The organism is Vibrio sp. 10N.286.51.B11, from assembly GCF_041469245.1.
Classification (GTDB): Bacteria; Pseudomonadota; Gammaproteobacteria; order Enterobacterales; family Vibrionaceae; genus Vibrio; species Vibrio crassostreae_C.
Genome location: NZ_JBFRKI010000009.1, coordinates 99,562 through 122,707, shown reverse-complemented (window position 1 = coordinate 122,707; position 23,146 = coordinate 99,562). Strand labels below are relative to the sequence as shown.

The following is a 23,146-nucleotide window of genomic DNA, read 5'->3' as shown; positions in this document are numbered from 1 at the left end:
ACTAACCAACATTAGTTATGCCGTTAAGGTTATACAGATACAAAAAGGGCTGATATCACTATCAGCCCTTTGTTTTTTATTCTATTTTCTCTATTCACTTAGACTGGAGATTGCCTAAACACGCGAGACTTACTTAGACAAGCAAGTTTGAGCATCGATTAAGTTAGTATCCCACTCAAAGGTTTCAAACAACCTTAGCCAAGTTTCATCAAGGTTGGCCTTCATCACCAACTCTTCTTTTGTGAAAGGATGGATAAAGCGAAGCTCAGAAGCGTGCAACAACAAACGATGCGAATCTAAATCATCACGGAACAGTCGATTGTGCTTACCATCACCATGTGAAGTATCACCGACAATCGGATGTCTTAGATGAGCCATGTGACGACGCAGCTGATGTTTGCGACCTGTCTTTGGCATCATCTCAACCAAGCAGTAGCGGCTCGTAGGAAAGCGTCCTGTTGAATATGGCACTTCTACTTTTGCTAGCGGTTCATAGACTGTCACTGCCTCTTGCGCTTCTTTGTCTTCTTTCGCGAACTTATCTGCGATCTTATCCAGCTCAACCTTAAGTGCATAATCGAGCGTATCGCCCTCTTCTATCCAACCACGGACAATCGCATGATAGGTTTTTTGCATCTCATGATTAGCGAACATTGGCATCACCTGTGAAGCAACCTCACTCGACAACGCAAACACCAACACACCCGATGTCGGTCTGTCTAAGCGGTGTAATGGAAATACATGCTGACCAATTTGATCGCGCAATGTCTGCATAACAAATTGCGTTTCGTGTTTATCCAACCATGAACGATGCACTAGCATGCCAGCGGGCTTATTCACCGCGACAAAGTACTCATCTTGATAAATGATCTCTAACATTACGCACATACCTCATCAATGCTCTGAATTGTCACTAGCAGTTCGACTTTGTCTGCCTCATTTTTCCACACTTCACCAAAATAAGGATGGATAGCAAAGCCTTTCGGTAGGCTCATTTGGGCATCCATCATTGCGTTGATCTTAACGATAAAGATCCACTGCAACCACTCTTCCGGTTGTAACGAATCAATCCCGAAAGGTTCAACGCTCGCCAGAGCTTCATCCGAAGGCGGAAGCGTGCTCCATAGCGAACATTGGCGCATTTGTTCTTCTAGTTGTTGAAGTAAAAGAGGTAACTTTGTGGCTGCTGTCATTTTTCACCAAGTTATTTATCTAGTGACCTTGAAATTGGGGCATAGAGTACCATCTATTTAGGAAAGAAAGTTAGGAGCTTTATTACTATGGAAACGATTCACACGCTCACTCAGTTACTAAAGAATAGCGGTTGCCAGTACGATATCTACGACCTAGGTCGCCGTATTCAGAAGATCGACAACACCTTATTCTCTGATGTTGAGCAAGGGAAACAGCCGTACCCATTTCCACTTCAGAAACAAGCTCACTTAGCGATTAGTTACTGGAACGAACACAAGCAACCTTGGATCTGGTTCCTAAAATTCAAACTGGACGAAAGAGGCCTATTACATCAAGGTGATGTCGGCAATTTCCTTAAGTTTGTTATCGAAGCGATGGGCACACGTTTGAACGGTGAGATCAGCGAAGAGCAACAACAAAAGCTGTCAAACAACCCATATACCTTCAAGCCTTCAGAAGACAAAATGGCCGTGTTCCATAGCCAAGTAAGAGCAGGTTTAGACCTTGCAACGAGCCAATACTACGAACACGCTCAACACTACTTCACAGGCGATCTAGGCTGGGACAACTGGAAAACCGTTGGCCTACAAGGCATCACTGATATGTGTGCTCGTTTAGGCAGCCAACAAAATGGTGTCGCGATTCGCAAAGCATTGAATAAGCTGCCTTCAGAACCTCTATACGCGACTCTCGGGGCGCTTGAGCATACGCAAATCAATGACAAGCTCGCTCAACGCTTACAAGAAATGGCAGAGAATGAGATTAACAGTCAAGAGCCAGATCTGTTCTTACTGTCAGCACTGGTACGTGCCCTTTCTGGCGCAGAGCAAAGCACAACCAACGCCGTAATTAACCAAGTTCTGGCTAGCCCGCGCTTAAGCCACCAAGAAGTATTGATTGGTTTGGCTGGTCGCAGCTGGCACGCACTGCAAGATCCTGCGATTGCTGAGCAGTTCTTGCTGCGTCTCGCACAAACGGGCAACCAAAACTTGTTCAATCAGTTATTTGCAGATTTAGTGATGATTCCGACACTGAGAATGGTATTTTTACCATTATTGAACTCGAACCCATCACCAGAACTCGCCAATGCACTTGTAGAATTACAACAAGCGGCTAAGTCGCAATAGATACCAGACAGAACAGCTCAGTAGCTCATAACAAAAAGCTCAAATCACGAACGGAATAGAGAGATAAAAGGAAGTATGGATTAAATGATAGATAACTTATTGGCTATTTTGATGCTGTGCTTCTTTTGCTTTCTGTTTTGGCAACAGCGCAGGCAATCCGAGCTTGCGAAAGCTGCCATTGCGAGAAAATGTAAAGAGCTCGACTTACAGCTATTAAGTGTTGCCTTTAGTGGTCATAAACTTAAGATGCGCCATGAGCTCACCACCATTTGGCGCTGGCACACCGTGTATCAATTTGAGTTTTCAGCGTTAGGTGATGACCTGTACCAAGGGAAACTGACCATGGTGGGCTTCCGTTCTATGCGGTTTGAGCTACAGCCTCATAGAATGTAACGTCGCAATACGCGGTATAACTATATTCATGATAAGGGCCAAACTGATCTTGTTTGGTCTCTTTAAATGCAAAGCCTAACTTTTCAAGTAACTTAATTGATGGGTTATGACCAACATTAACGGTCGCGACAACATTCGTTAGGTGTTCTTCAAAACAAACCAAACTAAAGAAAGGTTTTAGCACTTCACTAGCAAGGCCTTGATTCCAAAACTCCTTGTCCAGAATAAATCCCAGTTCATGCTTCCCTTCTTCAGACGAAACAAACAAATGCCCGAGGTATTCGCGGGTTTGGTTGTGGATAATGGCTCGGCAAAAACCAACGTTGTCGTTCAGTATTTCTTGAAATAGGTGTTTTGCAGAGGCAATAGAATGCGGCCCGTTCATTTCAGCACGATTGATGGGGCAGCAATTCAACTTGATAAAGTCATGTTCTAACTGCTCGGTATAAGGTACCAACAGCGTTCTTGAGGTTGCTATCGTCATAAAACACTCCTTGTGTTGACCATTAGCAGAAAAGCAGATGTCGCGTGCTTAGATAAAAGCTCCTGAATTAAAGAGAGCCCCTAGATAGAGAAAAAGCCTTAGGAAAAGAAAAGCCCCGACACCGAAGTGTCAGGGCTAGGGTCTTACTCGCAGCAGTCCGGCTACTAATTAATGCTCCATGCATCATCCATAATAGTGGCTGTAATCCTTCAGCTCTTTCCTTTACTTCGCCGTCCTAGCGGTGTCCAATCATCCTGAAAGCTAACAATCCTAGTTAGCGCACATCACTTGTTCCGTGAGCGGTGTCCTTTACATCGTCCTGATGCTAATCCAACCCTTTAATCCTAAAGGTGTCCATTGTCATTCCGTTGCAGCTAACTTCCTGTTAACTGACTGTATCCCTACAATGTCCTTACGCTCCATGCTTGATCACTCAATCCTAAGTAACCAAATCTTCATCCTGAAGATAACCAAATCCTTGGTGCTTTCCTGTTCCGTGTCAGAATCCTTCCGACAAGGTTTAATTTACGCGATTTAGGATTTCGGACAATAGATTTGCATCACATTTTGAATTCAAGAAAGTTGTTAATTATATAAAACAATTAAAATTCAACACCTTAATCATGTGCACATCAATCTCTCTAGCGATGTATTCGTGTTATCTCACAACCTTTGTAAGAGATCTCTTACAAGCCATGGGCGGTTTTATGATTCGCTATCATTCACCAGAGCGAGTAAAATGACTAAAGACTAAAAATGGAGATCAACATGCTGACAAAAGATGTTTCTGAAGAGTTGAAATCAGTGCTTGAAGGACTGCAAGCGCAAGGGAAAGAGCCGACAGTTGCTTTAGTTAAGGCTCGTATGAGCACATCCGTTCCGATGCCCGCTTTAATCACGACCATCAAGAGCTGGAAAAGCGCAAATCGTGTTCCTAAAGTTGAAGTCGCGACACAAGAAGAGCCAGCACTTGATCGTGTTAGCCAACTGGAAAAGCAAATCCTTGAACTCACTGCTCGCGTTGCCATGCTTGAAGCTAAACTAACTGATCAATAAGGCAACTGAGCAATAAGTTGACCGATAAATAAGCTAACAGAGAAATTAGAACACTATGAAGATATGGGTTGATGCGGACGCTTGTCCAAAGGTTATCCGAGAAACAATCGTACGCGCAGCTGAGCGCACAGGGGTTGAATGTACCTTTGTGGCAAACCATCTGGTTCCCGTTCCTAAACGCAATAACATTCACTCAATTCAAGTGCCAAGCGGGTTTGATATTGCTGATGATGAAATCGTAAAGCGCACTGAACCCGGCGATCTTGTGATTACATCCGATATCCCTCTGGCTGACGAAGTGATCACTAAAGGTGGGCAAGCACTCAGCTCTCGTGGTGAGCTTTACACCAAAGAGACCATTAAAGCGCGTCTGAACATTCGTGACTTTATGGATACCATGCGCTCAAGTGGCATCCAAACGGGTGGACCAAGTGCCCTTTCTCAAACCGACCGTCGTGAGTTTGCCAACCACTTAGATAGAATTCTAGCCAAACGCTAGCTGGCTCATCCGAGCTTAACCTAGTTCTATCTCTCCATAAAAAATCAAAAAACCTGCAAACAATGCAGGTTTTTTTAATATCAATTAGAAGAAGGTTTCCCCTACTCTACAACTAAGGCGTGTAGTACGTTGCAGCACCTGGACCTACTGGTAGGCCAAATACGAATACCCAAACGTAGAACATTAAGCTCCAACCAACCAAGAATACGATTGAGTATGGAAGCATAGTTGCAATCAGAGTACCGATACCTAGGTTCTTCATGTAACGCGTCGCTACAGCTAGGATAAGACCAAAGTAGCTCATCATTGGCGTAATGATGTTGGTTGTTGAATCACCGATACGGTAAGCCGCTTGAATCGTTTCAGGTGCGTAACCTACTAACATTAGCATTGGAACGAAGATTGGCGCTGTTACTGCCCACTGAGCAGAAGCTGAACCGATCATCAGGTTAATGAAGCCACACATTAGGATGAATGCGAAGAACAACATTGGACCCGTTAGGCCGATATCCTGTAGGAAAGTAGCACCTGCAACTGCGAATACTTGACCGAAGTTAGTCCACTTGAAGAAAGCAACAAACTGAGCAGCGAAGAACACAAGTACGATGTACATGCCCATTGAAGACATAGACTTAGACATTGCATTGATTACATCACGGTCTGTTTTCATTGTGCCGGTAGCTTTACCGTAAACAAAACCAGGAACTGCGAAGAATACGAAGATGAACGCTACGATACTTTTCAGGAATGGAGAACCTGAAACCGTACCTGCTGCTGAACGTAGAACACCATCAGCTGGAACAATCGTCCAAGCAAGAAGCGCTGAAACCGCTAGCACTGCGATACCCGCAAACTTAAGGCCTTTCTTCTCAACGTCTGTTAGCTTGCCCATTGAATCATTTGATAAATCTTCAGACGCTTCTTCGTCGTTGTATTTACCCAGTTTTGGTTCAACAATCTTCTCAGTTACAAATGCACCTGTAATCGCGATGAAGAAAGTAGAAACAAACATGAAGTACCAGTTTGATTCAGGACCAACGTTGTAAGTCGGGTCAATCATTTGTGCTGCTGTTGTAGTAATACCAGAAAGCAGCGGGTCAACCGTACCGATTAGAAGGTTTGCAGAGTAACCACCAGATACACCAGCAAATGCTGCCGCTAGACCTGCTAATGGGTGACGACCCAAAGAGTGGAAAAGCATTGCTGCAAGCGGGATAAGTACTACATAGCCAAGCTCTGAAGCCGTGTTAGAGATAATACCTGCGAAAACTACGGTTACCGTAACCATGCGCTTAGATGCGCCCATTACCATGCCACGCATCGCCGCAGATAATAGACCTGAGTGCTCAGCAATCGCTACACCTAGCATTGCAACAAGCACGGTACCTAATGGCGCAAAGCCAACAAAGTTTGTCACTAGATTAGTAACAATGAGCTGTAAGCCTTCAGCATTAAGTAAGCTTACAACGTAGATCATGCCGTCAGCAGCACGACCTGGAGCACCTTCTGGACGAGGGTCCATAACAGAGACATCAAAATATCCTGCTATACCTGAAGTAACTAAAATAGCGACACAGAAGATTGCGAAAAGAGTGATCGGGTGGGGTAATAGGTTCCCCAAATATTCAACACCATCGAGAAAACGGGTAAAAATAGGTTTCTTTGGCGAGTTGTTTTTTATTGAAGCTGATGAACTCATCAGTTCCCTCCTTGTAGTGATTCCTATGCAATTGTGACAAAAATGTTCAAATTGCCAGCGAAGGGTACGCGACAAAATTATCAATTAGAAATTCAAAATGTTACAAAATGTGTAACAAACGACGATTTTCAACTCAATTCGAACAATTAATTAGCAAATAAATCTACATTAAATACAAGATATAGATTTATAATTCACAAACACACATTCACTACAAATATAACTGATGATATAACTCATTGATTCAATTGAAAATAAAACACGCCATACTCTAAGTTAATACGCAATATCCTGTCAGGTTCTTCTCGAGGGAAAAGAAAAACAGACAAATGAATGAAGTTTGACTTTCCCCTCGTTTTTACACTCGCGTCACATCAATTTGACTGACTAATTCTGAACCGCTTTGAATCTCGGATTGGTTTTGCAGATAACATAATGACGACCTCTGCGCTTTACTATCTGGCAATCAGGATGGCGGCTTTTCGCGCTTTTAAGTGATTTCACAACTTTCATTCTATTTCGCTCCCTTACCTAATTGACCAAAACGACGAGTGAAGTTCGCAACGCGTCCCTCTTTATGTAGCACTCGTTGTTTACCCGTATAGAAAGGATGCGACTTTGGCGACACCTCAATCGTGAAGTAAGGGTAAGTATTGCCGACTTCCCATTCGATAGTACGGTCTGTTTTTAGCGTTGAGCCGATTAAGAAGTACTCATCGACACTGGTATCATGAAAAACCACGGGACGGTAATCTGGATGGATATTCGGTTTCATTGTATTCCCCTTAAATAACCAACTTGATATGTTATAACACTACAAGTGACAATTGTTATCAAAAGAAAAACAAGCGATTTTATGATATTTTTCCGTCTTAATCGTAATCAGAGAACACCCAACTATGTACACAATTGAACCTGTTGGCTTTATTGAGTCTCCTTATAAAGAGAAGTTCGCTGTGCCAAGGCAGCCCAGGTTGGTACCCACATCCACCTCAAGAGTCAGATTGGTTGATGCAGCAAACTGCCTTGAGTCTGTTCGTGATATAGAGCAATTTAGCCATGTTTGGTTACTATTTCTGTTCGACAAGAACCTTGAAGCAGGCTGGAAACCAACTGTGAGGCCACCTCGCCTTGGCGGGAATGAACGTATTGGTGTATTCGCGTCACGTGCCACATTCAGACCAAATGGAATTGGCATGTCTGCGGTTGAACTAAAAGGTGTGTCTCAAGAGAAAGGACAGACTTGGTTGGATCTCGGCAGCGTCGACTTAGTAGACGGTACACCGATCATCGACATCAAGCCTTATATCCCCTATTCAGATTCGATTCCGGATGCATTGGGAGGGTTTGCCGCCGATGAACCAGAAGTGCTCGACGTTAACTTTTCGCAGCAAGCGCAAAGTAAGCTCGCAAGCCATCCACAAGCGCGCCATATCATTCAGGTGATCAAAGAAGTATTAGGCCAAGATCCTCGCCCTGCCTATAAGAAAGGTAAGCCTGACAACAAGGAATATGCGGTAAATTTGTTCAATCTTAACGTGAAATTCGTGGTTGAAACGCTTTTCATCAATGTAACTGACATTGAACGCTTTTGAGATCCCAAATAGGCTGATATTATATGCGGCTATATCAGATTTGCTGTGGTTACGAACGACAGCAAGTTTTCTTTTATCAATGATGAAACGGATACCATAGAATGCGTACCAGTAACTACCTTCTTTCTACTCTGAAAGAGACTCCAAACGACGCAGAAGTTATCAGCCACCAGCTGATGCTACGTGCAGGTATGATCCGTAAGCTAGCTTCAGGTTTATATACTTGGCTACCTACTGGTCTACGTGTACTGCGTAAAGTCGAAAATATCGTTCGCCAAGAGATCGATAATGCAGGTGCCGTTGAAATCTTGATGCCCGTAGTTCAACCGTTTGAGCTTTGGGAAGAGACTGGCCGTTCTGAAAAGATGGGGCCTGAGCTACTTCGTTTCACAGACCGTCACTCTCGTCCATTTGTTCTTAGCCCAACAGCTGAAGAAGTGGTAACGAGTCTAGTACGTAACGAGATCAGCTCTTACAAACAGCTACCTCTAAATCTGTACCAAATCCAGACTAAATTCCGTGATGAGCGCCGCCCTCGTTTTGGCGTAATGCGTGCACGTGAATTCTCTATGATGGATGCGTACAGCTTTGATATCGACAAAGAAGGCTTAGAAAAGTCTTACCAAGCGATGCACGATGCTTACTGTAAAGCATTCGACCGTATGGGCCTTGAATACCGTCCAGTATTGGCAGACTCTGGCGCAATCGGCGGCAGCGGCTCTCAAGAGTTCCACGTTCTTGCTGAAAGCGGCGAAGACCTAATCGCATTCTCAACTGAGTCAGATTACGCAGCAAACATCGAAAAAGCAGAAGCACTTGCTCCTACTGAAGATGCAGCAGCACCAACTCAAGAGATGGAACTGGTTGATACACCAAATGCGAAAACTATCGCAGAATTGGTAGAGCAACACGGTCTAGCAATCGAGAAGACAGTTAAGACTCTATTCGTTAAAGCATCTGATGAAGTAGAAGCAGATATCATTGCTCTAATCATCCGTGGTGACCACGAGCTTAACGAAGTGAAAGCAGAAAACCTTCCACAGGTTGCTTCTCCATTAGAGATGGCTTCTGAAGAAGAAATCCGTGCACTTGTTGGCGCTGGTCCTGGTTCACTTGGCCCTGTTGGCCTAGAGCTACCATTCATCGTTGACCGCTCAGTTGCTGTAATGAGTGACTTCGGCGCTGGTGCAAACGTAGACGGTAAGCACTACTTCGGAATTAACTGGGGTCGTGACGTTGAGCTTGCTCAAGTTGAAGACCTACGTAACGTAGTTGAAGGTGACCTTAGCCCATGTGGTAAAGGTACTATCCAGCTTAAGCGTGGTATCGAAGTGGGTCACATCTTCCAACTGGGTAATACTTACTCTAAAGCAATGAACTGTAACGTGCTTGGTCCTGATGGTAAGAGCGTAATCCTAGAGATGGGTTGTTACGGTATCGGTGTTTCACGTGTTGTTGCATCTGCTATCGAGCAAAACCACGATAAATTCGGTATCACTTGGCCAGACGCACTAGCGCCGTTCCAAGTTGCTATCGTACCAATGAACATGCACAAATCTGAGCGCGTTAAAGAAGCAGCTGAGAAGCTATACGCTGAATTAACAGCTATGGGTATCGAAGTTTTATTCGATGACCGTAAAGAGCGCCCTGGTGTTATGTTTAAAGATATCGAGCTTGTGGGTATCCCTCACACTATCGTTATCGGCGATCGCAGCATGGACGAAGGTAACTTCGAATACAAAAACCGTCGTACTGGTGATAAAGAAGCTATCGCAATGGACACGGTTATCGAGCACCTTAAGGCTCAACTAGCTTAGTAATCCGATTACTGACTAGATAAACATTGAAAGGCTGCCGTTAGGTGGCCTTTTTTGTGCCTGTCATTTCGCTTCAAACTCCCTTCTATTTATCAGTAGAGTAAATAACGTAAGTTAATCCCCTGTTCATCTTTAAATCCGTATATTGGTGTCATCAACTTTTTGGACATGCTCACCATTGGAGGTATCGATGGATATCAAAAGCTTACTGAACCAAGCACTTAAATCAGATCTCGTAAAACAAGGTACTCAGAAACTTTCACAAGGGTCTTCAAGTTTAAGTGGCCTTTCTCAAGGCAGCAATAGCAAGAGTAGCAGTAAAAGTACACTCGGAGCCTTCGGTGCAGGCGCAGTTGGCGGAGGACTGTTAGGTGCGTTAATGGGCTCTAAGAAGACTAAGAAAATGGGTAAGAAAGCGGCTGGGATTGGCGGCGCAGCAGCACTGGGCGCTTTGGCTTATAAAGTCTACAACGACTACCAATCCAAACAAGGCCAGACACCTAACGCCGAACAGGCTCAGTTTGATGAAAATGATGCAAACCACAGCGTGCTGATTCTACGATCGATGATTGCCGCGTCTAAAGCTGATGGCCATGTTGATGAAGAAGAGATGGCTAAGATAGAGCAAGCCGTCGAGAATATGGGCGCTGATTATCAACTGACTAAATTGGTCTCTGAAGAACTGCATAAGCCACTCGACCCAAGCGAAATCGCTCAACTGGCAACGTCACCTCAACAGGCGAGTGAGATCTACTTAGCCTCTTTGATTGTGGCCGACGAACAGAATTTCATGGAAAAGGCGTACCTGAAAGAGCTCGCGAAACAGCTCAATCTTGCTGATGAAGTCACCTATCAACTTGAACAACAAGTCTCTGGCTAATCGGCAAGTACCAAACGAAGCCGTAAAGAACGGCCTAAGCAGCGAGCTAACCAAGTGAGATATTGAGCAAGGACAAACTAACTCTGAACTTGATCAGATCCACTTTGTTTTTGCTTATCTCTATGTGTATATTGAGATCAGTTATCATTTGGTTAGGTATAAAAATGAAAGTATACGATTGTTGTGATTTGGTTCGTGAACTGTATTCTCAAATTGGCAGTGGCGACCAAGGCTATATCCCTAAAGCGATCACCTGCGCAGTAAAAACATTGAATGACCTTGCTGCCGATGAGTCTCTTCCTAAAGAAGCTCGTGAACGTGCAGCCTTTGCCGCTGCTAACTTACTGATTTCAGATTTCGAGGACTAATATGAACCTCGCTAACTTTGAAAAAATGGATCCAGTGATGTTGATGAGCATCGTCAACATGAAGCTTCGTGACGACTTCGGCGGTGATTTAGATCGAGTGGTCAACTTCTACGAAATCGACAAAGCAGCCTTAATCGCTAAGCTCGCGTCTGCTGGTTTTGAGTATCTTCCAGAAGCTAAACAGTTTCGATAGTCGTTTAAAAAATCTTCCTATTTAAAGACCAACCTCTGTGTTGGTCTTTTTTTGTTGGTGATACGTAATAAGGAAACACGCAGCAAACCCATTATAAATTATCTGTATGCACCTATACTTTTATATCTTAGAGTCAACGAACGCGCCTTGAACCAAAGCGTATTGTTGTATAGGCTACCTAAACTAGCATATAAAACTCATCACTCAACTTGATGATAGTGAAGGATTAACAATGAAAAGACTCGGACTTTTAGCCGTTATCGCAGCCGCACTCACCGCAGGTTGCGCTTCAAATACTCAGCAAGACAACTTTCGCGAAGCCTCTTTTGAGCTGTGTAATACTGAAGTCGATATTTACTCTGTAAGCCATGATGAACGAGTTCGTATCGTCTGTTCTGATGGCTCTAAATTCGCTTTGAACAGCGAAGACACATTAGAAGTGATGCGTGACATCAACATCGACTACTGTGATGGCGAAGGCCTAGGTAAGTTCAGTGAAAGCCGCCACTACTACTCTTTCAAGTGTAAGTCAGGCACCCTACTTAGCATCAAAAAGTAGAATCGACACTACCAAATACCAAAGGGTTAATGTGAAAGCATTAACCCTTTTTAATACCCGCTTTTCTTTACTCTTAATCCCAAATCCACCAGCCACCAGATACAAAAAATAGCTCCTTTAAAGAAGCCTCTAGTATCATTGCTTTTCAAAGTAGTTGTTTGAAATTCTAAGAGAGCACGCAGAGATTACGGGTGTAAGTGAGCATGCTCGACAACAATTTTAAAACTTCCAAGTACAAAAAAGGCCCCTATTAAGGAGCCTCTAGTATCAATATTTTTCAAAGTAGTTGTTTGAAATTCTAGGAGAGCACGCGGAGCTTACGAATGTAAGTGAGCATGCTCGACAACGTAATACCCAAAAAAACAAAAAAAGCTCCCAACAGGAGCCTTTCAAATCGTATTTTTCAATCAAATAGCTTTAGTTCAAGGAAAAGGCGCGGAGTTTACGAATGTAAATGAGCACCTTTGACACAGAAATTAAGCTATTTGAGCCAGAAAAATTAAGCGTAAACAGGTAGACGCTTACAGATCTCTAATACTTTTGCTTTCGTTGCTTCGATAACAGACTCATCACCCATGTTATCTAGGATGTCACAGATCCAACCTGCTAGCTCTTTCGCGTCTGCTTCTGAGAAACCGCGACGAGTGATAGAAGGAGAACCGATACGGATACCTGAAGTAACGAATGGGCTACGTGGGTCGTTTGGTACTGAGTTCTTGTTTACAGTGATGTTTGCTGCACCTAGTGCTGCATCTGCTTCTTTACCTGTGATGTCTTTGTTGATTAGGTCAACTAGGAACAGGTGGTTCTCTGTAGAACCTGAAACGATGTTGTAACCACGAGCTAGGAATTCAGCAACCATTGCTTTTGCGTTAGCAACAACGCGTGCTTGGTATTCTTTGAACTCTGGCTCTAGAGCTTCTTTGAACGCTACTGCTTTACCAGCGATAACGTGCATTAGAGGACCACCTTGGCCGCCTGGGAATACTGCTGAGTTCAGCTTCTTGTAAAGATCTTCGCCTTCGTTAGAAAGGATTAGACCACCACGAGGACCCGCAAGCGTTTTGTGCGTCGTTGTAGTTACTACGTGAGCGTGTGGCACTGGGTTCGGGTAAACGCCTGCAGCGATTAGACCTGCTACGTGAGCCATATCTACGAACAGGTAAGCACCTACTTTGTCAGCGATTTCACGCATGCGCTTCCAATCACAGATTTGAGAGTAAGCAGAGAAACCACCGATGATCATCTTAGGCTTGTTCTCGATAGCCAGCTTTTCCATCTCTTCGTAATCGATTTGACCCGCTTCATCGATACCGTAAGGGATGATGTTGTAAAGCTTACCAGAGAAGTTTACTGGAGAACCGTGAGTTAGGTGACCACCGTGTGCTAGGCTCATACCTAGAACCGTATCGCCTGCATTTAGTAGTGCCATGTATACAGCGTTATTTGCTTGAGAACCTGAGTGAGGCTGTACGTTTGCGTACTCTGCACCAAATAGTTCACATGCACGTTCAATTGCTAGAGTTTCAACTTTGTCTACGTACTCACAACCACCGTAGTAACGCTTGCCTGGGTAGCCTTCAGCGTATTTGTTTGTTAGCTGAGAACCTTGAGCTTCCATTACACGTGGGCTTGTGTAGTTTTCTGAAGCGATAAGTTCGATATGCTCTTCCTGACGAAGAGTTTCTTCTTGGATAGCTGCGAATAGATCCGCATCGTAATCAGCAATGTTCATGTCACGCTTAAGCATCTGTATCTCCTGACTCAGATTGTACTGAAAGTTTCAAAAAAACCACACAACGACCGAAAGCAAACGTTTCCGTCACCGTTTTGATGTGACGCATTCTACATAATTTGATCTAGGTCATAAAGAGCTAATTGCAATTTTATCATGCAGTTTTTTCATAATCACAAATAAGATTCATCATGGTTATTTGGCTTATCCAACCAAAGATGGCGCTTACTGTCAATTTTACGCTTTACACCCTGTAAAACGCAGATTACATAGGTTTACCTTAATTTTGCCCCTCAAGCTACCGAAAGCTAAGGTTTTTCTCTACTATGCACGCCTTTATTGGTTAGGTAATTATAAAAACGATGGAAAAACACTCACGTAAAGAAGATTGGGTAGCGATTCTCACTGGCACGTTTTTAGTGGCGTTAGGCGTCTTCTTTTTACAGTCAGCGAACCTGCTTACCGGGGGCACTACTGGCTTGGCTCTGCTTTTGAGTCAATTCTTGCCTGTAACCTTTGGTATTTTGTACTTTGTTGCCAATTGTCCATTCTATTTATTAGCATGGAAACGATTCGGCCGTAGCTTTGCTATTAGCAGTGCGATTTCTGGTGCTTTAGTGTCTGTGTTTGCCGATCATTTATACTTAGTTATCTCGCTAGAAGTTCATAACGAGATCTATTGTGCTGTTGCCGGCGGCTTACTAATGGGCTTAGGTATGCTAATCCTATTCCGTCACCGCTCAAGTCTGGGTGGCTTCAACGTACTGTGCTTGTTTATCCAAGACCGCTACGGTATCTCGGTAGGTAAAACACAAATGGGTATTGATGCATGTATTCTGTTTGCATCGTTCTTCTTCGTGTCACCTTGGGTGATTGCCGTTTCTGTATTAGGCACCGCAGTATTGAACATCGTATTGGCAATGAACCACAAACCAACTCGCTACTCGGTGAATTACGCGTCTTAGAGTTCATTACCTGCTCTGTCGTTGCTGGCACTCGATGCTCAAACTTCTCGCAAGTAGACTCGAGGCACGATATTCCAGCCATCACTAAAACAAAAAAGGCTTTGGGGAGCACTCCAAAGCCTTTTAACAGCCGAATCCTTTAAGGGGAAGAGAATCAAGCCGATTGAAATAAAAACAAGGCTAACCTTCGATCAAAAGAATACGAGTCTCGTAAGGTTGCAAAACTTGATGATGAGACGCCACTAAACTCTCGCTCACTTGATAATTAGACAACAAGCTCTTAGCCTTTGCCATCTCAAAACGTTCAGGTAAAACGCATTCAGCCTCTTCACCATAATAGTTGTTAATGCACAGCAGAGTTTGTCCTTCACTCTCACGAGAGTACGCAAATACCGACGGGTGCTCAGGCAATAGATCTTGATAGCTGCCATCCGTAATCACTGGTACTTGTTTGCGTAACTCAATCAAGCTCTTATAGAAATAAAAAACAGAGTCTTTGTCTTCCAGTGCTTGCTCAGCGTTAATCTCAGAGTAATTATTCGCTACATCAAGCCATGGCTGAGCTTGTGAGAATCCGGCGTAAGGCTCACTATTCCATTGCATTGGTGTACGAGAGTTATCACGAGATTTCTGCGCTAGAATCGCCATCATATCTTGATGAGCCACACCATCACGGTTAACCATGATGTCGTACATATTGGTACTCTCAACATCACGATACTGGCTGATGTCAGTATAGCCAGGGTTGGTCATACCAATCTCTTCACCTTGATAGATATAAGGCGTGCCTTGCATCATGTGCACAGAAGCAGCCAACATCTTGGCCGACTCAACACGATATTGCTGATCATCACCTAAGCGGCTCACGACTCGCGGTTGGTCGTGGTTACACCAAAACAATGCGCCCCAGCCCTTGCCGTTCAAACCCGTTTGCCAATGATTGAAGATCGACTTGAGCTGCAAGAAATCAAACGGCGCATTAGTCCACTTCTCACCATTGGTGTAATCCACCTTAAGGTGGTGGAAGTTAAACACCATCGATAACTCGCTGTTATCAATGTTTGAGTACTGTTGGCAATGCTCGAGTGTCGTTGAAGACATCTCGCCTACTGTCACGCTGCCGTATTTCTGGAATACCGCTTCGCTGATCTCTTTCAGGTATTCGTGCACTCGTGGGCCATCAGTGTAAAAACGACGACCATCACCGATATCATCATTGGGGAAGTCTTGCTGTTTCGAAATCAGGTTGATCACGTCCAAGCGGAAACCATCAACGCCCTTCTCAGCCCAGAAGCTAATGACGTCTTTCACTTCTTCGCGTACAACCGGGTTCTCCCAGTTAAGGTCGGCTTGCTCTTTCGCGAATAGGTGTAGGAAATACTGACCCGTCGCTTCATCCATTTCCCATGCATTACCACCGAACTTAGACTGCCAGTTGGTTGGTGCTTGGCCGTTTACAGGATCTTTCCATATGTAGTAGTCGCGGTATGGGCTGTTTTTATCACCCAATGCTGACTGAAACCACGCATGTTCTGTTGAGGTGTGGTTTACCACGATATCCATCACGATACGAATACCACGTTGGTGCGCTTCAGCCAGCAATAGGTCGAAATCTTCCATGGTGCCGAATTGCGGGTTAATCGCGTAGTAATCTGAAATATCGTAGCCGTTATCGATCATTGGGGATGCGTAAACTGGGGTTAACCAAATGGCATCCACACTCAAGTGTTTAAGATAATCCAGTTTTGAAATGATCCCTTTGATGTCGCCAGTACCTTTACTGCCACTGTCACAAAAGCTCTTTGGGTAGATTTGATAGATGGTTGCGGTTTTCCACCAACTTTCATCATGCTCAGTCATCGCCATCTCTAACACTCACTTACCAGAAAATATAAAATAAAAATCACCATGTGAATCATGGTCGAATAGCCGTTATAACTAAAAGAAAAAGCTATAACTAAGAGAAAAAGCGATGGCTCACTTTGGAGTCATCGCTTATTAAATGCATTACGCGTTGGCGGTTTCTAGTTCGCCTTTCATCTGTGCTCGTTTATAGAAGAACAGTGTTAACGTGACGGGTAGTACAATCGCCACCAGCATCGCAATTAAGTAAACAGACCAATATTGCGGTTGAATCGATAAGATGCCTGGCAAGCCACCAACACCGATACCATTCGCCATCACTCCTGCACTACCACAGATAGCAGCCGCAGCGGCACTGCCGATCATTGCGCTCAGCATTGGGAATTTGTATTTAAGGTTGATGCCGTACATCGCTGGCTCTGTTACACCTAAGTAAGCAGAGATTGCAGCTGGAACCGAGATATCTCGTTCGCCTTCGCGTTTGCTTAAGATGATGATGCCAACAACCGCTGAAGCTTGTGCAATATTTGATAGCGCAATCAAAGGCCAGATTGGTGTGCCGCCTAAGTCTTGCATCAGTTGTAGGTCGACGGCATTGGTTGTGTGGTGAATACCTGTAATAACCAAAGGTGCGTATAGGAAGCCAAAGACTACTGAACCAAGAATCGCAAAGTCACCCGTCATTGCCGCTTTAGCCGCGAATGCCACGCCATCGCCTAACATACGGCCAAATGGGCCAATGAAAGCGTGCGCTAGAATCACAGACAAAATAATCGATACGAACGGCACGACAACAAGGTACAGGTAAGAAGGAACAATACGCTTAAGGTTGGTCTCGATGAAGGCCAGAGCCACACCCGCTAACATCGCAGGGATCACCTGAGCCTGATAACCAACTTTCTCTATCACGAACAAGCCAAAGTCCCACACTTCAGGTACCGATTTACCTATCATGTATGCGTTCATGAGTTGTGGTGAAACTAAGGTCACACCGAGCGTGATACCCAAAATAGGGGTTCCGCCAAGCTTCTTAACCGTAGCCCAACACACGCCAACCGGTAGGAAGAAGAAAATAGCTTCGCCGATCAACCATAAGAAAGAGTGAACGGTTGCCCAGAATTGACTGATTTCAACGAGGGTTTTGCCGTCGAACATGCGAATGTCGCCAATCACATTACGGAAACCAAGAATCAAACCACCTGTAATGATGGCAGGCAGCAGTGGTACGAAAATTTCGGCTAAATGGGAGATACCACGCTCAAGGAAGTTCATGTTTTGACGAGCAGCCAGCTTCGCCTCATCTTTTGATGATGCCTCTTTACCTGTCTGTTCAATCAGAAGTGCGTACACTTCATCAACTTCAGTGCCAATCACAACTTGGAATTGGCCTGCATTAGTAAAACAGCCTTTTACTAGCTTCAGTTTTTCGAGTTCAGCTTTGTTGGCCTGCTCTGTATCGTTCAATACAAAACGCAGTCGAGTCAGACAGTGGCTGACACTCGCAATGTTTTCTTTACCACCGACTAACTCGATAAGACGCGCAACGTCTTGCTTCGCTATCTTACTCATACTACCCCACCCTGGTTTCATTCAATTACTCATCTAAACCATGCAAGCTATAATCACTCAGACTTAGATTTATGGGAACATTCCCAGTTACGGTTATTATAATGCCCGTATGAATGATAAATTAAAATGGGAACAATCCCATTAATTGAAAGAGATCACACTCTAATTTTAATCTAAGCCGTTCAATTTCGCTTAATTGAGTGGATTATAGAATAGGAGATTGCGTATGATGAGAGATCTCTGAATTGCCTAAAAGCTGAGAGATCAATAGATTAGCAGCCAACTTACCTGCAGATTGGTAACCAGGATCAATGCTAAATACTCGTGGGAATAAGAAAGAGAGAAGATCATTACCACCAACGCCAGTGACGACCACATCTTCACGTTGTAGTTCTTGCAGACGCTTGATTACACCAAGAGCCAGCGTATCACTGGCACAAACGATCGCTTGAGTCGCGGGAGTTAACACCTCATCCACCAGCTGATAAGCACTTTCGTGATGAAGTTGACCAGTACGATAGTTTGCCACTGAACCTGTGTTTTCACACCAATCGAGATAAGCCTTAAGACGCAGTTCACCGGTTGATTTATCACTAGGATCAACCCCGATAAAGCCAACGTCAGAGATCCCTTGATCCGATAAATGCACCAACGCACTATTGATCACCTGTTGGTTATCATAGTTAATCGACGTCACGTTCTCGGTATCCAGAGCAATCACCACCGCTTTGTGTTCCCAAGCTTCGATTGCCGGAATATCGCAGTCAGTAAAACCAAATACAATAATGCCATCAACGTTACGACGCTTTAGAACTTGCAGGTGCTCATTGGCTTTATCTCTATCAAGTTGGCTTTCCATGATCACGACATCGTAATCCGCTCGATACAACTCGGCCAGCATCGTGCTAACGGCTTTGTTTTCAGAGGGAGAGTCCAAACGAGAGATAATCACGCCGATGACTTTTTGGCTGCCACCGCGCATCGATTGCGCAGACTTTGAAGGCGTGTACCCAGATTCTTGAATTACTCTTTCTACCCTTTCACGGGTTTCAGGTTTCACTTTTGGATCATTGGTCAGAACGCGTGATACGGTTGACTTACCAACACCGGACAGCTTTGCAATATCAAGAATAGTGAGTTTTTTGCTCATAAAAAGTCTAACGTTAAAGGGAAGAGAAGAAAAAGTGAGGGTAGATTCCCTCACTTAACTGTTTGTAAATACTAGCAGTTCTTACTATGACTTACTTTTGGCAATTTCGATAGACTACGCGACCAAGTTCTAGACGCGCATTGTCACCTTTCGTGCGCAAAGTGATGCTGTTAATCATCTCTGAAGTGCCATCATCTAAGATGTATTTGGTTCCTGAGCCCGCTGGAACTTGAGTCAGGCGGTATTCATTATCAGGCAAGCGTAGTACCGCTTTTTCATTATCAAGGTAAGACACATCAAACGAGACGTCAGACTCACATTGATAAGTCGCGAATTGATCATTCGATGTTGCGCTATCAGTCTCAGGGGCTGCTGATTTAGAGCACCCAACCAATGCTACTGTACATAGAGATGCTACCAACATAGCTTTCATACTTCGTTCCTCATCTTTATATAGTCAACGACACTTAGCCTATTCACAGGTTCGAACAAACCTAATGTAAGTGCCTAATGATAGGTCCATACCTTAGTGATAAATAAAACGTTTAGCCATTTAAGAAAGCGGGTACGTCTTTAATGCTATCAAGTACCACGCTAGCCAACGCTTCACCTTTTTCAGTGATGGGTTTACCCGTTCTTACCAAGACTTTAGTACCAACACCTGCTGCTTCTGCAGCCATCATGTCTTCCGCTTTATCGCCGATCATGACCGAGTTAGCCATATCAATCTTCAGAAAGTCACGAGCATAAATGAACATGCCTGGCTTTGGCTTACGACATTCACAATCTTGCTTGTAGTCACCAATACCGTGCTCAGCGTGGTGAGGACAGTAATAAATGCCATCGAGCTCGACACCATTATCAACAAAGTTCCAATCCATCCACTGCGTTAAAGAAAGAAAACGGTCTTCACTAAACATGCCGCGAGCAATACCAGATTGGTTGGTCACTAGCACCAATAAATAACCCATATCTTTAAACGCTTTCGCCGCTTCAAACACACCATCGATGTATTCAAAGTCATGCTCATCATGTACGTAGCCGTGATCAACGTTAATCACTCCATCACGATCTAAAAAAACAGCAGGTTTAGACAAAATTTTGTTCTCTATCAACTCTCTATTAATCATTAATTATTACACGCTTTATTTGCTTCATCACTATCTATTTAGTTTTGCGTTCGTTAACGATTTGTTTCTAGCTTAGCCATACAATCGACGTTTAGCCGTCTAGACGTAAAAATATCTATTGACTTAGATCATAGAACACCATAGCATCGTCTGTAAATCGAGCGAGCTATCGACATATTATTCTGTTCTACCTGCACGGGTTTCTCTATGATTAAAGTGAATCAAGTCAATAAGGTTTTTTATCAAGGCACTAAAGAAATCAATGCCTTAATTGATATCAACCTCCACATTCCTCAAGGTCAAATCTTTGGAGTCATCGGCTCTTCAGGTGCAGGCAAAAGTACCCTAATCCGCTGTGTAAATATGTTGGAAGCCCCGACTTCGGGTGAAGTGATTGTTGATGGTATCGACCTAACAAAACTCAGCAAATCAGAGCTTAGCGAAGCGCGCCGTAACATCGGCATGATATTCCAGCACTTCAACCTGCTGTCTTCTCGTACTGTATTTAACAATGTAGCACTGCCTCTAGAACTTGCTGGTAAAGATAAAGCGATTATTGAAGCGAAAGTCAGCGAGTTACTTGAACTGGTTGGCCTTGCTGATAAGCGTGACACCTACCCGGCAAACCTAAGTGGTGGTCAAAAGCAGCGTGTGGCGATTGCTCGCGCACTGGCCTCTGACCCGAAAGTACTGCTATGTGATGAAGCCACCAGCGCATTGGATCCAGCAACAACTCAATCTATCCTTGAGCTGCTGCGTGAAATCAACCGCAAGCTGAACATCACTATCCTGCTTATTACACACGAGATGGATGTGGTTAAAAGCATTTGTCACGAGGTTGCGATCATTGGCGGCGGTGAATTGGTAGAGAAAGGTACAGTCGGTGACATCTTTGCTCATCCGAAGACAGAGCTAGCGCATCAGTTTATTCGCTCAACGTTGGATCTGACGATCCCTGAAGATTACCAAGCACGTTTGCAAGAGACTCGCGTAAACAGCAGCTACCCGCTGGTGCGTCTTGAGTTTACTGGTGCAACGGTTGATGCTCCGCTAATGACGCAAATCGCACGTAAATTCAATATCGATGTCAGCATCTTAAGTTCTGACCTTGATTACGCCGGTGGCGTGAAGTTCGGCATGATGGTCGCTGAACTGTTCGGTAATGAAGCAGATGATAATGCTGCTATCCAATTCCTACGCGACAACAATGTAAAAGTAGAGGTGCTTGGTTATGTCCTTTAGTTTCAACGAGATTGCTGACTGGATCAGCCTTAACGGTAACCTTCTATTAGGCGCAACAGGCGAAACGCTTTACATGGTTGCTGTTGCAGGCATTGTTGGCTTCGCGGTCGGTATTCCACTAGGCGTGATTCTGCATACGACTAAAAAAGGTGGCCTGTTAGAGAACACCAAAGTAAACAAGATTCTAGGTGCGATTGTGAACGTGGGTCGTTCAGTACCTTTCTTAGTTTTGATGGTTGCGATTATTCCACTGACTAAGATGCTGATTGGTACCTTCATCGGTACAACAGCAGCGATTGTTCCACTGACGATTGGCGCTATCCCATTCGTGGCTCGACTTATCGAAAGTGCACTACTTGAAGTACCAACAGGTCTAGTGGAAGCGGCCCAATCAATGGGCGCAACACCAACACAAATCATCAATAAGGTTCTGCTTCCAGAAGCACTACCGACTATCATCAACTCAGTAACGATTACGCTAGTGACTCTGGTGAGCTACTCAGCAATGGCCGGTACTGTAGGCGGTGGTGGCCTAGGTGATGTCGCGATTCGTTACGGATTCCACCGCTACGATGTGACCATCATGGCTGTGACAGTAGTGATGTTGATTGTGCTGGTACAAATTATTCAATCAATCGGTGATTCATTAGTTCGCCGCGTTGACCACAGATAAAGACTCACACATAAAGATTAGAGTCGTCTGAACCTAATTAAATAGATTTATTAAAAGGAGATTATTATGAAATTTAACCTTAAAGGTTTACTAACTATCGCAGCAGCAGCTTCAGCGCTAGTTCTAGCAGGTTGTGGTGATAAAGAAGTGGATACTTCTAAAGTAAAAGTTGGCGTAATGGCAGGTGCAGAAGCGCAAGTTGCTGAAGTGGCAGCTAAAGTAGCGAAAGAGAAATACGGCCTAGACGTTGAACTGGTTACTTTCACGGATTACGTAACACCAAACGCAGCTCTAGATGATGGTTCTATCGACATCAACGCATTCCAACACGCACCGTACCTAGATCAGCAAGTGGCTGACCGTGGCTACAAGCTAACTATCGCTGGTAACACGTTTGTTTACCCAATTGCGGGTTACTCTAAAGAAGTGAAATCGGTAGACGAAATCCAAGACGGTGCTCGTATTGCTGTACCAAACGACCCTACAAACCTAGGTCGCTCTCTACTTCTTCTTGAGCAACAAGGTCTTCTTGAACTTCGTGAAGGCGCAGGTCTTCTAGCTACAGTTCGCGACATCGTGGGTAACCCTAAGAACCTAACGATTGTTGAACTAGACGCAGCTCAACTGCCACGTTCTCTTGATGATGTTGCTCTATCTATCATCAACACAACTTACGCGAGCTCTATCAACCTGACTCCACAAAAAGATGGCGTATTCGTTGAAGACAAAGATTCTCCTTACGTAAACCTAATCGTTTCTCGTGAAGACAACCTAAACGCTGAAAACGTACAAAACTTCGTTAAAGCTTACCAAACTGAAGAAGTGTACAACGCAGCTTCTGACATCTTCCAAGGTGGCGTCGTTAAAGGTTGGTAATCAACTAAACGACAGCACTGTATAGATACCCGAAGGGGCTGACATAACGTCAGCCCCTTTTTTAATGATAAAGATTTGC

26 protein-coding genes are annotated in these 23,146 nt (G+C 44.2%); 14 read left to right on the top strand and 12 right to left on the bottom strand.

Annotated elements, in window-relative coordinates; all coding sequences use genetic code 11:
* Positions 1-129 precede the first annotated feature (129 nt).
* On the bottom strand, positions 130-879 hold the full coding sequence (truC, locus tag AB4154_RS05635; protein WP_017060745.1) for a tRNA pseudouridine(65) synthase TruC: 750 nt from the start codon (positions 877-879) through the stop codon (positions 130-132).
* Positions 879-1,193: a YqcC family protein gene (locus AB4154_RS05630; RefSeq protein ID WP_017063358.1), complete on the bottom strand. Its 315-nt coding sequence runs from the start codon at positions 1,191-1,193 to the stop codon at positions 879-881. The genes truC and AB4154_RS05630 overlap by 1 nt, the downstream gene beginning before the upstream one ends.
* Before the next feature lie 87 nt (positions 1,194-1,280).
* On the opposite strand from AB4154_RS05630, the gene AB4154_RS05625 reads away from it, so the two are divergent.
* Positions 1,281-2,321, top strand: a complete 1,041-nt coding sequence (locus tag AB4154_RS05625; protein WP_017060747.1) for a DUF3549 family protein — start codon at positions 1,281-1,283, stop codon at positions 2,319-2,321.
* Positions 2,322-2,405: 84 nt separating this feature from the next.
* On the top strand, positions 2,406-2,714 hold the full coding sequence (locus AB4154_RS05620; protein WP_017060748.1) for a DUF3301 domain-containing protein: 309 nt from the start codon (positions 2,406-2,408) through the stop codon (positions 2,712-2,714).
* On the opposite strand, the gene AB4154_RS05615 is transcribed toward AB4154_RS05620, so the two are convergent.
* Positions 2,680-3,198, bottom strand: coding sequence for a GNAT family N-acetyltransferase (locus tag AB4154_RS05615; RefSeq protein WP_017060749.1), 519 nt, complete (start codon positions 3,196-3,198; stop codon positions 2,680-2,682). The two genes, AB4154_RS05620 and AB4154_RS05615, sit on opposite strands and share 35 nt — an antisense overlap.
* A gap of 768 nt (positions 3,199-3,966) precedes the next feature.
* Here AB4154_RS05615 and AB4154_RS05610 point away from each other — a divergent pair.
* Positions 3,967-4,254 (top strand): hypothetical protein, encoded by a 288-nt coding sequence (locus tag AB4154_RS05610; protein WP_017069390.1) that lies wholly within the window; start codon positions 3,967-3,969, stop codon positions 4,252-4,254.
* 55 nt (positions 4,255-4,309) lie between these two features.
* Complete coding sequence (locus tag AB4154_RS05605; RefSeq protein ID WP_017063355.1) at positions 4,310-4,753, top strand: YaiI/YqxD family protein; 444 nt, start codon at positions 4,310-4,312, stop codon at positions 4,751-4,753.
* A gap of 112 nt (positions 4,754-4,865) precedes the next feature.
* On the opposite strand, the gene AB4154_RS05600 is transcribed toward AB4154_RS05605, so the two are convergent.
* From AB4154_RS05600 to AB4154_RS05590, 3 genes are all read right to left on the bottom strand, one after another.
* Complete coding sequence (locus tag AB4154_RS05600; RefSeq protein ID WP_372122435.1) at positions 4,866-6,452, bottom strand: AbgT family transporter; 1,587 nt, start codon at positions 6,450-6,452, stop codon at positions 4,866-4,868.
* A 387-nt stretch (positions 6,453-6,839) separates the two neighbouring features.
* A complete protein-coding gene (gene ykgO / locus AB4154_RS05595) occupies positions 6,840-6,965 on the bottom strand; it encodes a type B 50S ribosomal protein L36 (RefSeq protein ID WP_083190210.1) in 126 nt (41 codons plus the stop codon).
* A gap of 1 nt (position 6,966) precedes the next feature.
* Positions 6,967-7,227 (bottom strand): type B 50S ribosomal protein L31, encoded by a 261-nt coding sequence (locus AB4154_RS05590; RefSeq protein WP_017066390.1) that lies wholly within the window; start codon positions 7,225-7,227, stop codon positions 6,967-6,969.
* 124 nt (positions 7,228-7,351) lie between these two features.
* Between AB4154_RS05590 and tsaA the strand changes: the two genes are divergently transcribed.
* The 6 genes from tsaA to AB4154_RS05560 all read left to right on the top strand — a co-directional run bounded on the left by tsaA (position 7,352) and on the right by AB4154_RS05560 (position 11,864).
* Positions 7,352-8,047: a tRNA (N6-threonylcarbamoyladenosine(37)-N6)-methyltransferase TrmO gene (gene tsaA, locus AB4154_RS05585; protein WP_017063354.1), complete on the top strand. Its 696-nt coding sequence runs from the start codon at positions 7,352-7,354 to the stop codon at positions 8,045-8,047.
* A gap of 101 nt (positions 8,048-8,148) precedes the next feature.
* Positions 8,149-9,864 (top strand): proline--tRNA ligase, encoded by a 1,716-nt coding sequence (locus AB4154_RS05580; RefSeq protein WP_065584001.1) that lies wholly within the window; start codon positions 8,149-8,151, stop codon positions 9,862-9,864.
* A 190-nt stretch (positions 9,865-10,054) separates the two neighbouring features.
* On the top strand, positions 10,055-10,744 hold the full coding sequence (locus AB4154_RS05575) for a tellurite resistance TerB family protein (protein ID WP_017060754.1): 690 nt from the start codon (positions 10,055-10,057) through the stop codon (positions 10,742-10,744).
* A 164-nt stretch (positions 10,745-10,908) separates the two neighbouring features.
* Positions 10,909-11,112 carry a YaeP family protein gene (locus AB4154_RS05570; RefSeq protein ID WP_008222923.1) on the top strand — a complete coding sequence of 68 codons (204 nt, stop codon included), beginning with the start codon at positions 10,909-10,911 and terminating at the stop codon, positions 11,110-11,112.
* Position 11,113: 1 nt separating this feature from the next.
* Positions 11,114-11,305 (top strand): DUF4250 domain-containing protein, encoded by a 192-nt coding sequence (locus AB4154_RS05565; RefSeq protein WP_004738555.1) that lies wholly within the window; start codon positions 11,114-11,116, stop codon positions 11,303-11,305.
* Between the two features lie 232 nt (positions 11,306-11,537).
* The gene (locus AB4154_RS05560; RefSeq protein ID WP_017072003.1) at positions 11,538-11,864 is read left to right on the top strand and encodes a hypothetical protein; all 327 of its coding nucleotides are present in this window, start codon (positions 11,538-11,540) and stop codon (positions 11,862-11,864) included.
* 499 nt (positions 11,865-12,363) lie between these two features.
* On the opposite strand, the gene glyA is transcribed toward AB4154_RS05560, so the two are convergent.
* Positions 12,364-13,614 (bottom strand): serine hydroxymethyltransferase, encoded by a 1,251-nt coding sequence (gene glyA, locus AB4154_RS05555; RefSeq protein ID WP_017066387.1) that lies wholly within the window; start codon positions 13,612-13,614, stop codon positions 12,364-12,366.
* A 347-nt stretch (positions 13,615-13,961) separates the two neighbouring features.
* Between glyA and AB4154_RS05550 the strand changes: the two genes are divergently transcribed.
* On the top strand, positions 13,962-14,564 hold the full coding sequence (locus AB4154_RS05550) for a YitT family protein (RefSeq protein WP_017060757.1): 603 nt from the start codon (positions 13,962-13,964) through the stop codon (positions 14,562-14,564).
* Positions 14,565-14,744: 180 nt separating this feature from the next.
* On the opposite strand, the gene treC is transcribed toward AB4154_RS05550, so the two are convergent.
* From treC to gmhB, 5 genes are all read right to left on the bottom strand, one after another.
* A complete protein-coding gene (gene treC, locus AB4154_RS05545) occupies positions 14,745-16,430 on the bottom strand; it encodes an alpha,alpha-phosphotrehalase (protein WP_136973729.1) in 1,686 nt (561 codons plus the stop codon).
* Positions 16,431-16,571: 141 nt separating this feature from the next.
* Positions 16,572-17,996, bottom strand: coding sequence for a PTS trehalose transporter subunit IIBC (gene treB / locus AB4154_RS05540; protein WP_017069492.1), 1,425 nt, complete (start codon positions 17,994-17,996; stop codon positions 16,572-16,574).
* Positions 17,997-18,201: 205 nt separating this feature from the next.
* Positions 18,202-19,146, bottom strand: coding sequence for a trehalose operon repressor TreR (gene treR / locus AB4154_RS05535; RefSeq protein WP_017060760.1), 945 nt, complete (start codon positions 19,144-19,146; stop codon positions 18,202-18,204).
* 91 nt (positions 19,147-19,237) lie between these two features.
* Positions 19,238-19,579 carry an MliC family protein gene (locus AB4154_RS05530; RefSeq protein ID WP_017060761.1) on the bottom strand — a complete coding sequence of 114 codons (342 nt, stop codon included), beginning with the start codon at positions 19,577-19,579 and terminating at the stop codon, positions 19,238-19,240.
* A gap of 112 nt (positions 19,580-19,691) precedes the next feature.
* Positions 19,692-20,243 carry a D-glycero-beta-D-manno-heptose 1,7-bisphosphate 7-phosphatase gene (gene gmhB, locus AB4154_RS05525; protein WP_372122433.1) on the bottom strand — a complete coding sequence of 184 codons (552 nt, stop codon included), beginning with the start codon at positions 20,241-20,243 and terminating at the stop codon, positions 19,692-19,694.
* A gap of 240 nt (positions 20,244-20,483) precedes the next feature.
* On the opposite strand from gmhB, the gene metN reads away from it, so the two are divergent.
* From metN to AB4154_RS05510, 3 genes are all read left to right on the top strand, one after another.
* The gene (gene metN, locus AB4154_RS05520; RefSeq protein ID WP_017060763.1) at positions 20,484-21,518 is read left to right on the top strand and encodes a methionine ABC transporter ATP-binding protein MetN; all 1,035 of its coding nucleotides are present in this window, start codon (positions 20,484-20,486) and stop codon (positions 21,516-21,518) included.
* Positions 21,508-22,191, top strand: a complete 684-nt coding sequence (locus AB4154_RS05515) for a methionine ABC transporter permease (RefSeq protein WP_017060764.1) — start codon at positions 21,508-21,510, stop codon at positions 22,189-22,191. The genes metN and AB4154_RS05515 overlap by 11 nt, the downstream gene beginning before the upstream one ends.
* Before the next feature lie 66 nt (positions 22,192-22,257).
* Entirely contained in the window at positions 22,258-23,067 is an 810-nt protein-coding gene (locus AB4154_RS05510; RefSeq protein ID WP_017060765.1) for a MetQ/NlpA family lipoprotein, read from the top strand.
* Positions 23,068-23,146 lie beyond the last annotated feature (79 nt).

Bases quoted from the DNA above. Each gene is read 5' to 3' on its own strand.
- AB4154_RS05510 (WP_017060765.1), top strand. From the start codon at position 22,258: ATGAAATTTAACCTTAAAGGTTTACTAACTATCGCAGCAGCAGCTTCA.
- AB4154_RS05515 (WP_017060764.1), top strand. From the start codon at position 21,508: ATGTCCTTTAGTTTCAACGAGATTGCTGACTGGATCAGCCTTAACGGT.
- AB4154_RS05575 (WP_017060754.1), top strand. From the start codon at position 10,055: ATGGATATCAAAAGCTTACTGAACCAAGCACTTAAATCAGATCTCGTA.
- treR (WP_017060760.1), bottom strand. From the start codon at position 19,146: ATGAGCAAAAAACTCACTATTCTTGATATTGCAAAGCTGTCCGGTGTT.
- AB4154_RS05630 (WP_017063358.1), bottom strand. From the start codon at position 1,193: ATGACAGCAGCCACAAAGTTACCTCTTTTACTTCAACAACTAGAAGAA.
- AB4154_RS05560 (WP_017072003.1), top strand. From the start codon at position 11,538: ATGAAAAGACTCGGACTTTTAGCCGTTATCGCAGCCGCACTCACCGCA.
- AB4154_RS05580 (WP_065584001.1), top strand. From the start codon at position 8,149: ATGCGTACCAGTAACTACCTTCTTTCTACTCTGAAAGAGACTCCAAAC.
- truC (WP_017060745.1), bottom strand. From the start codon at position 879: ATGTTAGAGATCATTTATCAAGATGAGTACTTTGTCGCGGTGAATAAG.
- AB4154_RS05550 (WP_017060757.1), top strand. From the start codon at position 13,962: ATGGAAAAACACTCACGTAAAGAAGATTGGGTAGCGATTCTCACTGGC.
- AB4154_RS05590 (WP_017066390.1), bottom strand. From the start codon at position 7,227: ATGAAACCGAATATCCATCCAGATTACCGTCCCGTGGTTTTTCATGAT.
- glyA (WP_017066387.1), bottom strand. From the start codon at position 13,614: ATGCTTAAGCGTGACATGAACATTGCTGATTACGATGCGGATCTATTC.
- metN (WP_017060763.1), top strand. From the start codon at position 20,484: ATGATTAAAGTGAATCAAGTCAATAAGGTTTTTTATCAAGGCACTAAA.
- AB4154_RS05605 (WP_017063355.1), top strand. From the start codon at position 4,310: ATGAAGATATGGGTTGATGCGGACGCTTGTCCAAAGGTTATCCGAGAA.
- AB4154_RS05610 (WP_017069390.1), top strand. From the start codon at position 3,967: ATGCTGACAAAAGATGTTTCTGAAGAGTTGAAATCAGTGCTTGAAGGA.
- AB4154_RS05615 (WP_017060749.1), bottom strand. From the start codon at position 3,198: ATGACGATAGCAACCTCAAGAACGCTGTTGGTACCTTATACCGAGCAG.
- ykgO (WP_083190210.1), bottom strand. From the start codon at position 6,965: ATGAAAGTTGTGAAATCACTTAAAAGCGCGAAAAGCCGCCATCCTGAT.
- treC (WP_136973729.1), bottom strand. From the start codon at position 16,430: ATGGCGATGACTGAGCATGATGAAAGTTGGTGGAAAACCGCAACCATC.
- tsaA (WP_017063354.1), top strand. From the start codon at position 7,352: ATGTACACAATTGAACCTGTTGGCTTTATTGAGTCTCCTTATAAAGAG.
- AB4154_RS05530 (WP_017060761.1), bottom strand. From the start codon at position 19,579: ATGAAAGCTATGTTGGTAGCATCTCTATGTACAGTAGCATTGGTTGGG.
- treB (WP_017069492.1), bottom strand. From the start codon at position 17,996: ATGAGTAAGATAGCGAAGCAAGACGTTGCGCGTCTTATCGAGTTAGTC.
- AB4154_RS05570 (WP_008222923.1), top strand. From the start codon at position 10,909: ATGAAAGTATACGATTGTTGTGATTTGGTTCGTGAACTGTATTCTCAA.
- AB4154_RS05565 (WP_004738555.1), top strand. From the start codon at position 11,114: ATGAACCTCGCTAACTTTGAAAAAATGGATCCAGTGATGTTGATGAGC.
- AB4154_RS05620 (WP_017060748.1), top strand. From the start codon at position 2,406: ATGATAGATAACTTATTGGCTATTTTGATGCTGTGCTTCTTTTGCTTT.
- AB4154_RS05625 (WP_017060747.1), top strand. From the start codon at position 1,281: ATGGAAACGATTCACACGCTCACTCAGTTACTAAAGAATAGCGGTTGC.
- AB4154_RS05600 (WP_372122435.1), bottom strand. From the start codon at position 6,452: ATGAGTTCATCAGCTTCAATAAAAAACAACTCGCCAAAGAAACCTATT.